At 69.9% G+C, this 12264-nt stretch carries 12 protein-coding genes; 3 read left to right on the plus strand and 9 right to left on the minus strand.

Annotated elements, in window-relative coordinates:
* Positions 1-54: 54 nt before the first annotated feature.
* Together AAHB17_RS09790 and AAHB17_RS09795 are read right to left on the minus strand one after the other, a co-directional pair.
* Positions 55-435 (minus strand): collagen-like protein, encoded by a 381-nt coding sequence (locus AAHB17_RS09790; protein WP_342130367.1) that lies wholly within the window; start codon positions 433-435, stop codon positions 55-57.
* 202 nt (positions 436-637) lie between these two features.
* Positions 638-1039: a PRC-barrel domain-containing protein gene (locus AAHB17_RS09795; protein WP_342130368.1), complete on the minus strand. Its 402-nt coding sequence runs from the start codon at positions 1037-1039 to the stop codon at positions 638-640.
* 508 nt (positions 1040-1547) lie between these two features.
* Here AAHB17_RS09795 and AAHB17_RS09800 point away from each other — a divergent pair.
* On the plus strand, positions 1548-1907 hold the full coding sequence (locus tag AAHB17_RS09800) for a hypothetical protein (RefSeq protein ID WP_342130369.1): 360 nt from the start codon (positions 1548-1550) through the stop codon (positions 1905-1907).
* A gap of 17 nt (positions 1908-1924) precedes the next feature.
* On the opposite strand, the gene AAHB17_RS09805 is transcribed toward AAHB17_RS09800, so the two are convergent.
* Genes AAHB17_RS09805 through AAHB17_RS09830 form a run of 6 tightly spaced genes read right to left on the minus strand, consistent with a single transcriptional unit; the run spans position 1925 to position 8747 of the window.
* Complete coding sequence (locus AAHB17_RS09805) at positions 1925-3793, minus strand: hypothetical protein (protein WP_342130370.1); 1869 nt, start codon at positions 3791-3793, stop codon at positions 1925-1927.
* 2 nt (positions 3794-3795) lie between these two features.
* Positions 3796-4626 (minus strand): hypothetical protein, encoded by an 831-nt coding sequence (locus AAHB17_RS09810; RefSeq protein WP_342130371.1) that lies wholly within the window; start codon positions 4624-4626, stop codon positions 3796-3798.
* On the minus strand, positions 4626-5432 hold the full coding sequence (locus AAHB17_RS09815) for a YaiO family outer membrane beta-barrel protein (protein WP_342130372.1): 807 nt from the start codon (positions 5430-5432) through the stop codon (positions 4626-4628). The genes AAHB17_RS09810 and AAHB17_RS09815 overlap by 1 nt, the downstream gene beginning before the upstream one ends.
* On the minus strand, positions 5429-6439 hold the full coding sequence (locus AAHB17_RS09820; protein WP_342130373.1) for a hypothetical protein: 1011 nt from the start codon (positions 6437-6439) through the stop codon (positions 5429-5431). The genes AAHB17_RS09815 and AAHB17_RS09820 overlap by 4 nt, the downstream gene beginning before the upstream one ends.
* A complete protein-coding gene (locus tag AAHB17_RS09825; RefSeq protein WP_342130374.1) occupies positions 6436-7494 on the minus strand; it encodes a polymer-forming cytoskeletal protein in 1059 nt (352 codons plus the stop codon). The genes AAHB17_RS09820 and AAHB17_RS09825 overlap by 4 nt, the downstream gene beginning before the upstream one ends.
* A complete protein-coding gene (locus tag AAHB17_RS09830; protein ID WP_446719580.1) occupies positions 7491-8747 on the minus strand; it encodes a glycosyltransferase family 2 protein in 1257 nt (418 codons plus the stop codon). The genes AAHB17_RS09825 and AAHB17_RS09830 overlap by 4 nt, the downstream gene beginning before the upstream one ends.
* 350 nt (positions 8748-9097) lie before the next feature.
* Between AAHB17_RS09830 and glmM the strand changes: the two genes are divergently transcribed.
* Positions 9098-10525, plus strand: a complete 1428-nt coding sequence (gene glmM / locus AAHB17_RS09835; protein ID WP_342130375.1) for a phosphoglucosamine mutase — start codon at positions 9098-9100, stop codon at positions 10523-10525.
* Between the two features lie 108 nt (positions 10526-10633).
* Here glmM and wecB read toward each other — a convergent pair whose 3' ends face one another.
* Positions 10634-11779, minus strand: coding sequence for a non-hydrolyzing UDP-N-acetylglucosamine 2-epimerase (gene wecB / locus AAHB17_RS09840; protein ID WP_342130376.1), 1146 nt, complete (start codon positions 11777-11779; stop codon positions 10634-10636).
* 198 nt (positions 11780-11977) lie between these two features.
* Here wecB and AAHB17_RS09845 point away from each other — a divergent pair, with 198 nt between their 5' ends.
* The gene (locus AAHB17_RS09845) at positions 11978-12226 is read left to right on the plus strand and encodes a CsbD family protein (RefSeq protein WP_342130377.1); all 249 of its coding nucleotides are present in this window, start codon (positions 11978-11980) and stop codon (positions 12224-12226) included.
* Positions 12227-12264: the final 38 nt, after the last annotated feature.

Below are 12264 nucleotides of genomic sequence, written 5' to 3' on the forward strand. Positions count from 1 at the left end.
CTCGGCCCGACCCCAGCAAGGCTGCGGTCGGGCCGAGTGTTGTGGTCGGGGGTGTCAGCGCACGGGCGGCACGATGATCACCGCGCCGCCGGTGGTGGCGCCCGTGGCCCCGGTGGCCCCCGTGCTACCGGTGCTTCCCCGTGCCCCGGTGTAGCCAGTGGCTCCGGTGTCACCCGTGGCCCCGGTGTAGCCGGTGGCGCCCGTCGCGCCGGTGTCACCGGTGGCGCCGGCGCCACCCGCCGCCCCGGTGCGACCCGTGGCGCCGGTGTAGCCGGTGCTTCCCATGCTGCCGGTGTTGCCCGTGGCCCCGGTGTAGCCGGTCTGGCCAGTGGCGCCTGTGGCACCCTGGGGACCCGGAGGACCTGCGGGGGCCGAAATACAGCCCGCCAGTGCGAGTGCGGCGGCGCCGGCCAGGATCAGTGTCTTGTAGCTCATGTGGGTTCCTTGGTTGGACCGATGGCAACGGTGCGCCGCGGGGGCGTGCCGTTCCGAGAATTGATCAGTTTCTGGCGACAGGGGCAGCGTCGGCAGATCAGGCTGCCGCTGGACCGGGTGCATGGGTGGAGGGCTGCGAACCCCTGGTTCGGCACCCGGTCCCACCCCGTGCGACCCGACTGCTGGTGAGGGTAGACGCGCGCTAAGGTCGCGTCGGTGCGTTGCCCGACATAGGCTTGGGCGACCGTCCGCCGTGGTAGCGGTGGACGGCCAGTTGCCATTGGGTGTCCGCCATGTCCGGCCAGTGGTTGGCGTCGAACGCGGGCGCGCCCGCCAGGCGGTCCACGCTGAGATCGAGCACGAAGCAGCGCAAGCGTGTGTTCAGCGTGAGCCGGCGCCAGGGCACGGCCACGAGCCTGGCGCCCAGGCTGGGCATCACGTGGCAGCGCAGCACCGCGAAGCCGATGCGCCCGGTGCCCATGTCCAGCACGATGTCCACGATGTCGCCGAGTTCGTCGGTGTCCAGGTTGTAGACGTCGTTGCCGATCAGCGTCCGCAGGCCGCGCAGACGGCCACCAGGGTGGCTGGGGCTGCGGCGTTTCATGGGTGCCTGGCTCAGGTCCGCTGGCCGTCGACCTGTCGCGCGCGGTGCCGAAGATGCAGCACCGGCCGCGCCACGCGGTCCACGACCGGGGCGGCGGGCGCCTGGAGGGGCAGGGGCTGGGCGGCCGTCGATGGGGGCGGTTCGATGTGCCGAGGGGGGCGGCGACGCGTGACGGCGCCGCAGACGGGGGCGAGGTGGTCCATGGTGGGTGAGCCTGGGGAAAAAGGTGCGAAACGCCGCACCGGCGTCGGATGCCCGTGAGCGTTCAGGCGGCACGGGAACCCGTTGCCGATTGGACCCAGGCCATCTGGCGGCGTCTGTGCGCAAGCGAACCTTGCGGCGACAAGCGGGCGGGTGCGGGTGAGCGCGGGTGAGCGGTGGGGTGCCCGATGTTCGATAGCGAACGGACACCGGCCACCGGCGCCATTACGCTGATCCCGACCACAGCCGGTGGCACCTCCCGCCAGGGAGAACCAACATCTTCTCTTTTCAATGGAGGTCCATCGACATGGATTATTCAACGCCCGATCGGAGCGCTGCCGCCGCCCACACGCCGGACGCCTCACACGATGTCGCCCAGGACGCGAAACGATCCGCGACCAGCACCCGGATCAACCTGGCCGAGCCGCCCCCGGTGACCTCGGCCGAATGGGACCACCTGCGCTTTCGGGTCGTGGCGCTGGAGAACCTGCTGATCGCGCTCATGTCCGATGGCTCATCGCCCCGCCTGGACCGCATGCGTGAGATGGCCCGCCACGTGGCGCCGCGCCGGGGCTGCACCGAACATCCGGTCAGCCAGTTCGCGGCGGCACAGATCGTCCACCTCGTCGAGCGAGCCCGACACGTGAAGAACCACCCGTTGACCTGAGACCGTTCCCGGCGCCTTCAGCGCCGCGCGGTGCTGGTGCGAGCGGCGTGGATGTGGACCACCAGGGTCTGCCCCGCACCGGCGGTCACGACCCAGTCGGCGGCGTCGCGGCGCACGCTTGCCTTGCCCGTCACCACCTCGAAGCCATCAGCGGTCTCAAGCGGGAATATCCAGCTCATCTCCGCCAGGTCGGCGGCGCTTCGGGCGACCAGCTGGCGCTGCCCCGTGTCGGTCAGGGTGACCTGCCAGCGCACCTGTTCGCGCTGGTCCATGAAGTCGGCCAGGCGCTCCATGGTGTACCAGCGGAACCGCTGCCGGTCGGCCAGCGCCTGCGCTTGCCGGTCGAGGCGGGCGAGCACATGGCGGTAGCGCGCCGCCGCCGGCGGGTGGAAATAGAACAAGCGGGCCACCCGCGCATCGGCCACGTGGTGTGGCAGACCTTCCAGGAAATGCGCCATGTCCTCGTCGCTGCGAGGCTGGGGCTGCTGCTGCAACTCCTCGAAGGTGGCGATCTGGTACAGATTGGTCACCGGAAAGGCCCACAGCCGCGCCGTTGGGCGCTGGCCTTCAAAGTAGGCCCGTGTGGGCCCCAGCCCGCTGTCGCCGGTGAAGTAGTAGGCCTTGAAGCCTTGCGCCTCCAGCCAGTGCGTGCTCCACGCGGGCTGGTTGCCCATGGGGGCCGAATAGCTGCGCGCGGGCCGCTGCATGGCGCTGGAGACGCTGTCGTGGTTGAGCTGGAGGAATGGCTCGTAGGTGGCCTGGTTGCTGTCGTTGGCGTTGTTGCCAAAGATGTTGTGGCCCCAGCCGCCGTGATTGCCGACCTCGTGGCCCCGAGCCAGCTGGCGCCTCAGGAAGGCCACCATGTCCGGGTTGTGGTCGAGATCGATGCCCAGGTGGTCGCCCGGCACGAAGGTGTCCGGTCCGGCCGTGAGGTGCAGCGAGTAGGGTCCGCGGTCGAACCAGCCCTCCTGCTCCAGTTGCAGCAGGGGACGTTGTGCCGCGTTGGAGTCGATGTGCAGGTTGAGCACCATGCCGCCCACGCCCTGGGGCACGGCGGCCAGGCGAGGCTGGCGCAACATGCCGACCGCGAAGTGGTTGAGCAGCCGGTGCAGCAGGTGTCCGTCGGTGCGGGTCTTGAGGTAGCCCAGCGGCAGGTTGACGAACAGCACCTCGCCGTCGCCGAAGCGGTGCTGCGACACCATCACGTCGCCAGCGGGCGATTGCAGCAGCACCCGCGCCGCGGCCTCGCTGGCGGGCTGCGTGCGAAAGTGCGGGTAGTGCAGCCTCGGGTAGCCGTAGGTGGTCAGCTCGCCCAGGGGAGGCTGGGCCGAGTGCTTGAAATCGAGCTTGCCCGGCTGCAGGCCCAGGTGCTGTTCGGCCGCGCGGCTGCCCAGCACCCGGTCGTCGGCGAAGGTCTGTTCGCGCAGGTCGTGGTACAGCGCGTAACGCACCCCCGCCAGGCGCGACAGGCGGGAGTCCGGACCGACATAGCCCACCTGGTTCGGCGCGTGCACGCCAGCATCGAACGCAAGAAACAGCCGGCCACCACCGTGCACGTAGTCATAGAGCTGGTTGACCAGCAGGTCGGAGGCCTCGCGGTGCACCGAGTCGGGCAGGATGACGCCGGCGATGTGTCGCCGGTCGCCACCAAAACGCATGAACTCGTCGTCGGTCATGGTGGTGACGGACAGGCCTTCCTCCTGTGCCGCATCGCGCCAGGCCTGGGCCACGGGCAGCTCGCCGCTGCGGGCCTGTGGCAACAGCAGCACCATGGCCCGTGGCGCTTCGCTGCTCAGCACATAGCTGGCGGCCCAGGCGCCGCACAGCGCGAGCGCCGCCACCAGCCATGCCCAGCGCAACCACGTGCGGTTGCGCGGCGGCTCCATGCTCAGGCCTCGTCTGCCAACGCGTCCATGGGGGCCAGGCTGGCCAGCCACGAATACAGCGCGACAAAGATCATCAGGTCCAGCACGGCGCCGAAACACAGGTACAGCAGCGGCATGAACAGGACCGAGAACTGTTGCAGGATCAGCAGGTGCAGCAAGGCCTTGTGGGGCACCATCAGGGCGAAATAACCCAGCATCAGCGCGGGATAGAGCAGCCGCTGGTGCAGCGGCAGGTGCAGCACGCCCCAGCCCAACGCCAGCAGCACGGGCAGCACCAGCATCAGCACGAAGCCGGCATCGAGGCTGGCCGACAGGTAGCCCGACAGCGTGTAGGCGAACTGCGAGGGCACGAGCAAGAAGAAGATCAGGGCGCTGGCCTGAACGGCACACAGCACCCGCACCAGGTACTTGATGGGCATCTGCCGGTCGCTGAGCCAGTGGGTGGCGGCGTACGCGCCCGCCACGACGACGGCGGTGAGCGCGCCGTTGGTGCTGCTGGGCAACTGCGCGTTGGCGCCACCCGCCAGCCAGACCAGCGCCGGCACGCCGTCCACCAGGGTCAAGGCCAGCGGCAGCGCCAGGCGTTCGGCCCACCACAGCAGCAGCCCATGCCAGGCGTCCATCAGGCGATCGTGCAACAGCAGCAGCGCGGTGCACGGCAGGGCTGCCATCAGCAGCATGCCCAGCAGGGTGGTGGCGTTCCAGCCGGTCCGCAGCAGGCTGCGGTGCGGCCGCTCGCCCTGCAGGGCGCCACGGGCCTGATGCAGCTGCGTCCGAGCGCCTTCGAGCGCGCGCTGCTGGGCCGCGTTCAGCGTCAGCGGGCGATGGAACATCACGGCAGCTTCCAGAACAAGGCCAGCACGGCGCCCTTGCGGGTGTAGTAGGGGTTGCTGTAGCGCTCCAACCCCAGGCTCACGCCCCATTGGGGGCCCAGCCAGTGCCGCAGCGTCAGCTGAGACTGGCGGCTGCTGAAGTTGACCAGCGAGGCGCCACCGCCGATGGCCTGGTAGCCCTCGTCGCCCCAGCCATGGCGCACCACCACCTGGGTCTGGTGTTCGCGGCCCCAGGTGGCGGCCACGAACTGCTGGTGCGTGCGCACCTGGCCGGGCGAACTCTCGTTGAAGCGGATCTCACCCTGCACCACCCAGGGGGCGTCGAAATAGTAGGTCGCGCCCAGGCTCAGGTTGCGGTCGGTGTGTTTGTCGGGAGCCCGGTAGTAGCCCGCGCCCAGCGTGGCGATCAGCTGGCGCGAAGCCAGCAGCTTGCGGTTGATGAAGGCGTCGACGCGGTGGTCGGGCAGGTAGGCCGCGCCATCGCCGGCGCCGACCGACAGGGTGGCGAACCAGTCAGGATCCAGCGTGACGGTGTCGGACAGACCGATGTAGCGGCCCCTTTCGCCAAACCGTTTCATGGTGGCGATCTCCGCACCCAGCAAGTGGTCGCCCACACCGATGTGCCCACGCAGTCCGGTCTCGTGCCAGTCGCCGTACCCGTTGCTGAGCGAGTGCGCGCTGGTGTAGGCCTCCAGGCCACGTTCGGACGCGGCGGCCAGGGCGTCGGTTTGCGCCAGGGCCACCAGCGGCCAACCCAGGGCCAAGGCGAGGACGGCCAGGAAGGGGGCGAAACGGTGTGTGTTCATGGTGGGGTCGGGGCCTTGTTTCTGAGGGGCGCCTGCGGACAGGCTTGGGGGTCGGGGTGCGCCGTGAGGGCACGCGACTGGAGAATTTGTGCGACCACTTCGTCGGTCACCGTCCAGTGGGCGCTGTGGCGGTGGGGCAGGCTGATCTGCAGCCAGCAGCGGGCGGAAGGCAGGTCGCCGTGGTCCAGTGCCACGATGGCGACCAACCCCCAGGCAAAGTCACCGTGCACCTGGGCCAGCCATTCGCTGCGGTGCGCGGCCATCCATTGGCGGTAGTAGCGGCGGGCGCCGCCAGGCAGGCCCGGAAAGTTCACCAGCAGGGGAAACAGCTGGGCCACGGCGTCGGGGTAGAAGGCGTGCACGGTGTCGCGCTGGCCGGGCTGGGTCGAGACCAGGTAGCGTTGGCGCTCCTTGTCCCAGAAGGCCGCGGTGATGGCTTGCGTGAAGTTCGCTTGCCGGGGAGCCGACGCCCTGGGGTGGAGCACCTCGTGGGCCCACAGTTCGAGGTTGTCCATGAACAGGCCATGCTGGTAGACCGGCGACACCAGGTAGATGCCACGCGTGGGGTCGACCAGGCGCGCCAGCGCGGCCTGCGCGGCAGCCCGGCTGCGCACCCAGGCGGGCTGCCGGCGCAGCGGCGCGGGCTGGCTGTCCATGAAAGCCACCCACAGCCCAAGGACCGAGTCGTCCGCGTCGGCGGTCTTGCAGGCGGCCCACACCGGACCGTGGCGGCAGAAGCGGTCGAAGGTGGCGTCGGGTTTCTGCCGTGCCACCAGCCACTCGCCCCAGGCGCTGGCCACCGTGGTGGTGTCCAGGCCGTGGCTCTGTGCCAGCAGCAGCGCCTGCAAGGCGAAGTAAGGGTCGACGGTGTCGCCCTGCCGTTGCACGGAGATCGCGCCCGAGGCATCGGCATAACCCGAGAGGTCCAGCACCGCGCATTGCGCCGGCAGCGCAGCCAACAGCCAGAACCAGAGCGGCAGCCAGAATGCGATGGCCAGCTGTTTCATGTCAGTCCCAGCACCACGCCGGCATCGCGCGCCCAGACCGTGCCGTGGGTGGTCACGCCGCGGTCGATCAGGATGTGGGTGGCGCTCACGGTGGTGGGCGCATCGGGGGCGCCCACGCGCGACCGGGTGTGCAGCAGAACGTGGGTCTCCGACACCAGTGGCCCCCCGACCACCGCGTCCTGCAGCAGGTGGATGCCGCCCTCGCAGACCACGGCGCCGGTGACCCGTGCACCGGGCCCGATGTGTATGCCCTGGTGGGCCTTCACGTTGCCTTCGACCAGCGCACCGTCGCCCACGCGCAGCACGCCCATCACCACCAGCGAGCCGCAGAAGTGGTGCCAGGCGGGAATGTCGCAATCGCCGTCGACCCGCCACGCGCCGTCACCCCAGCGTTGCGCGCCCGGGATGCGGCGCAGCCGGTGCCAGGTGGGCTGGCTGGAGACCGGCGCTTTGGTCCCCGGCAGCGGCAGGTGGCCAAAACGCAGCGTGGGCGCGTGCAGGCGTTCGAAGCAGCAGTGGCGAGCCAGATCGATGGAGCGCGCCGAAGACACCCGCCGCACCACCACACTGGCCTCCCCCAGCACCACGGCCTGGTCGGCATGGGCCCAGCCGCCGATGTGGCTGTGCGCGCCCAGGGTGAGGCCGCCGACACACAAGACCTCGCGCAGCCTGGCCCGCCCGGCGACATGGACGTCTGCGGTGACGTAGAGCGGGCTCTGGACGCTGGTGTCGACCAGCGACCGGATGGCCTGGGTGCTGACGATGGGCCGCTGGGTGCGTTCCGACGGCGGGCCCTTGGCGCGGGTGTCGAGGGCGCCCAGGCGCTGGTGGTCCTGCGTCAGGCCACCGGCCAGCTGCATCTGCATCAGCTCGCGGAACTGCTGGGCCAGGAAACCGGTGTCGCTGGTCAGGCTGGGCGAGACCTTCAGTGCCGCGCTGTCGCTGGGGTGGCGCCATTCGCGCCAGGCCGGCACGAAGGGCAGGACCAGCAGGGCGCCACAGACCAGCGCGAAGAGCATCAGGTGGGGCCACAGGGCCGGTGTGATGTCGTTCATGTGGCGGTCTTGCGGTAGCGTGCGGTCTTGTGCCAGACCATTTCGCGCCCGCGCACCCGGTCCAGCACCGATTCGACGAGCGCGGCCGAGATGGCAAACAGGCTGGCGACAAAACACAGCAGGTTGATGGGCAGCAGGCGGATACGGCGGCGGTGGCCGTCCAGCAGCACGGCGATGACAATTTCGAGGAAGGCGGCGAAGTTGCCCAGGGCGCCATAGGCCACCAGGGCCATCACCGGGATGAACAGCGCCACCATGGCGCCGGCGTTGAGGTAGTAGAGCGCGAGCGCGGCCACCCAGCCCAGCAGCAGCAGGGGCGGCATCATGAACACCAGCAGCAGCATGATGCCGTCCACCCGCTCGCGCAGCGAGGCCTTGCGGCTGGCCAGCAGCTTCCAGCCGTAGCGGTAGAGCACCTGGTTGTGGCCCTTGGCCCAGCGCTTGACCTGGCGCATGCGCACCGCCCATTCCTCGGGCACCTCCTCATAACACTCGGCTCGGTTGTTGTAGACGGTTTTCCAGCCAGCGATGAGCAGGCGGAAGGTGATGTCGGTGTCCTCGGCCAGGGTGTCGTCGTGCCAGCCGCCCACGGCCGCCACCGCGGTGCGCCGTATGCCGCCCACGGTGCCCCCGTACTGCGGCACGCCACGCAGGTTCATGCGCGCCTGCTGGTCCACCTGGTAGCCGGCCGAGCGCTCCAGATCGAGCAGACGCGTCAGCAGGTTGGTGCCGGCGTTGAGGGGCACCACCCGGCCCATGACGGCGCCCACCTCAGCGTCGAAGAAGGGCGCCACCAGTTGCTTGAGCAGACCGCGCCCGGGGATGTAGTCGGCATCGAAGATGATCGCGATGTCACCTTCGGCATGGGCCAGCGCGTCCTTGAGCGCGGCCGACTTGCCGGGCTTGCCATCGGTGCGGTGGAACGGAAAGATGCGTGTCGGGTAACGCGCCACATGGGCGTCGATGATGGCGCGGGTGCCGTCCTGCGAGCGGTCGTTGACCGGCACGATCTTGACGCGGTCGGGCGGATAGTCCGTCTTGAGCAGGGCGTCCATGCAGCCGGCGATCACCTTTTCTTCGTTGTGCGCCGCAATGAACACCGTGATCTGCGGCCACTGCGCGGTGTCGATGTCGATGTAGGGGTGGCGCTGGTGGCCGAACAGGCGGTTGAGCGTGAACAGCACATGGCGCACGCCGTAGGCCATCATGGCCAGCACGATCAGGCCCAGGCTGGCGGCCAGCGCCACCACCACCGGGCGCTCGCTCCAACTGGGCAGCAGCGCCGAGGGGTCGGGGCCACCCTGCGCGTGTGCGCCCACGGCCACCAGCAGCCCCAGGCAGATCACCCAACTTCGCAGGCCCGGCCGGGTGGGGCGTTGTCCAGGCTGGGCGAAGGGGGAATGGGCTGGGGTCACGGTGTGGTCCGGTGGGTGAAACCGCATGGTGTCGCGCCGCCAGCGCCTGGTCTGTTCGATGCCGCACATTGCGGCCCCGGTTCGCCAGCGCACAGACCACACGGGCCGCCGCACCTATGGTCAGCCCTCGCCCTGCGCCGCGTGTCGGTTGCCGGGGCGCATGTTTTCCATCTTCTGGAGGTACTTCCATGACAACGCAAAAAATGTTTGGCACCGATGGTGTGCGCGCGCAGGTCGGCATGGAGCCCATGACGCCCCACACCATCATGCGGCTGGCGCACGCCGCGGGCCAGCTGCTGGGCGAGCAGCGGGTGTCGCGCAACATGCGGCCCGCGGTCGCCATCGGCACCGACACCCGGGTGTCGGCGCCGATGTTCGAGGCCGCGCTGCAGGCGGGTTTTTCGGCCGCCGGGGTGGACACCGTCATGTGTGGCGAGCTGCCCACCCCGGGCATCGCCTACCTCACCCGCATGCGGGGCTACCAGGCCGGCGTGGTGGTCAGCGCCTCGCACAACCCCTTCGATGACAACGGCATCAAGTTTTTCTCGGCCAGCGGCGACAAGCTGCCGGACGAGACGGAACGTGCGATCGAGCTAGCCATGGCCGGTCCGCTGCCTTGTGTGCCCTCGGCCCGGCTGGGACTCACCAGCCAGTTGCGCGACGCCGGTGATCTCTACGTGGACTTCTGCCGGCGCTCCATGCCCACGGGACTGCACCTGCGGGGCCTGAAGATCGTGGTCGACGCCGCCCATGGCGCCTGCCACCAGGTCGCGCCAGCGGTGTTTCGCCAGCTCGGCGCGCAGGTGGTGGCGGTGGGCATCTCGCCCAATGGCCTGAACATCAACAACAAGGTCGGCGCCACCGTGCCCAAACACCTGTGCCAGGCCGTCCTGGCGCACCATGCCGACCTGGGCGTGGCGCTGGACGGTGACGGGGACCGGCTGGTGATGGTCGATGCCGAAGGCCGCATCTACGGCGGCGACGAGCTGCTCTACGTGCTGGCCGTCGACGCCCAGATCAACGATGGCCTGCAAGGCGGGGTGGTCGGCACGCTCATGAGCAACCAGGGGCTGGAACGGGCGCTGTCTCAGCGTGGACTGGCCTTCGCCCGCGCGGCCGTGGGCGACCGCCATGTGCTGAGCCTGCTCAAGCAGCGCGGCTGGCGCCTGGGCGGCGAGGGATCCGGCCACCTGATCGGTCTGGACTGGCACAGCACAGGCGACGGTGTGATGGCCGCGCTTCGGGTGATGGCGGCCATGCAGCGCTCGCGACGCACGCTGGGCCAGCTGTGTGAAGGCCTGCGCATGAACGCGCAGTGCCTGGTCAACGTGCCCCTGGCCGCGGGCGCGCAAATGGCGGACAGCGAATGGGTCACACACTTCCAGCAGCGCGCCGAGCAGGAGCTGGGCGGCGCCGGGCGTGTGTTGCTGCGGGCCTCGGGCACCGAACCGGTGGTGCGGGTGCTGGTCGAGTGCAGCACCCTGGGCAAGGCCAGGGCCATGGCCCACCGGCTGGCGGCGGAGGTCGGACGCATGTTGAACCATGGGCCGGCATCCGCCGTGCCCGCATCCGGCGATCCCGCTGCCGCCCAGGCTCGGGAAGCGGCGATGGCCTGAGCGTCGGCGGTCCCGGGCCGGTGACGTCGGTGGCCGGCCTGGGCCTGGCTGTTGACGACAACGCCGGGCCCAGGAGGGCGCATGGTCAGGGCGCCCGGTCAAGGGACATCAACGCTCGGCCGTCAACACATCCGCGATGCGTTGTGCCGTGTGCCCGTCGCCAAACGGGCTGATCTCCAGTTGCATGGCGCGGTACGCGGCACCATCCTGCAACAGCCGGCTCGCTTGCGTCACCATGCGTTCGACCTCGGTGCCCACCAGCACCGCGCCACCCGCCTCCACCAGCTCCTGGCGCTCGGTGCTGTCGCGGGCGATCAGCACGGGTCGGCCCAGGGCCGAGGCTTCTTCCTGGATGCCGCCAGAGTCGGTGAGCGTGAAGTGACAGCGTTGCAGCAGGGTGATCAGGGCCGGGTAGTCGAGCGGCTCGGTCAGGCAGACGCGGGAGCGCTGCGCATCGTGCAGGGCCGCGATCACCGGTTCCACCTCGGCACGCACCGCCGGGTTGGGGTGCAGTGGCCAGATGACGATCAGGTCGCTGTGCTCCACCAGCAGCTGGCCCACGGCGGTGGCGATGTTGCGGATGGGCTGCCCCCAGTTCTCGCGCCGGTGTGCGGTCACCAGCAACAACCGCCGCGCCGGGTGCGCACCGAGGAACGTGGCTGGGCCGCGTGGCACGGCGCCCAGGGCCGGGAATTCCACCGGCTCGATCCGGCTTTGGGTCCAGCGGGCGGCATCGATCACGGTGTTGCCGACGACCGAGATGCGCGCCTCGGGCACCCCCTCGCTCAGCAGGTTGTCGCGCGTGCGTGGCGTCGGGGCGAAGTGCCAGTGCGCCAGCCGGCCGATCAGCTCGCGGTTCTTTTCCTCGGGGAAGGGTTCGCGCGTGCCGGTGCGCAAGCCGGCCTCGATGTGGGCCACCGGACGGTCGTTGTAGTAGCCGCTGAGGGCGCCGACAAAGGCCGAGGTGGTGTCGCCCTGCACCAGCACGGCATCGGGCAGGACATCGGCGATCACCCGGTCCACGCCTTCGAGCAGCAGCGCCGTGAGGTCGCCAATCCGGGCGGTGCGCCGCTGGATGGGCAAGCGGATGTCCGGCCCCATGTCGAAGAACCGGTAGAGCACCTCGGCCACGGCCTCGTGTTGCCCGGTGTGAAGCACCACCACGCGGTGGCCGCGCTCCTTGAGCGCACGGTGCAGGGGTGCCATCTTGATGATTTCCGGGCGGGTGCCCAGGCAGGCGAGGTAGGTTTTCATGGGCTTTGGCCGTTGTGCACGGTGGACACCCGGGAGCGGGCGCCTGCATGGTGCGGGCGCGGCCCTGGCCGGTCTGTGCGCCAGCGCACCCTGTTCGGCCGCCGGCATGGTGCGTGTGCCCTGGCGCACAGACCCAGCGGCACGCTGGCCGCAAAGTCGCGCTCTTGTGTCAGTCGCACCCGCTGGAAAGGAACACCGATGGACTGGAACCAACTACAAGGCAATTGGGCGCAAGTGAGTCGCCGGGCCCAGCAGCGCTGGGGTAAGCTGACCGATGCCGACCTGGCACCCGCGCGCGACCAGCGCGATCGCTTGCTCGAGCGCATTCAGGCGCGTTACGGCGTGGTCCGGGACGAGGCGGAACGACAACTCCAGAACTGGGAGCACAAGGCGACGGCCCTGTGGGTCCGGGCCGGCGCGCCGGCCGCACGGGCGCCCATAGCATGAGGCCGCGGCTGCGCCCCGCGGGGGCAGCCCCCGCCCCC

It is taken from the genome of Hydrogenophaga sp. OTU3427 (genome assembly GCF_038440225.1).
Lineage (GTDB): Bacteria > Pseudomonadota > Gammaproteobacteria > Burkholderiales > Burkholderiaceae_C > Hydrogenophaga.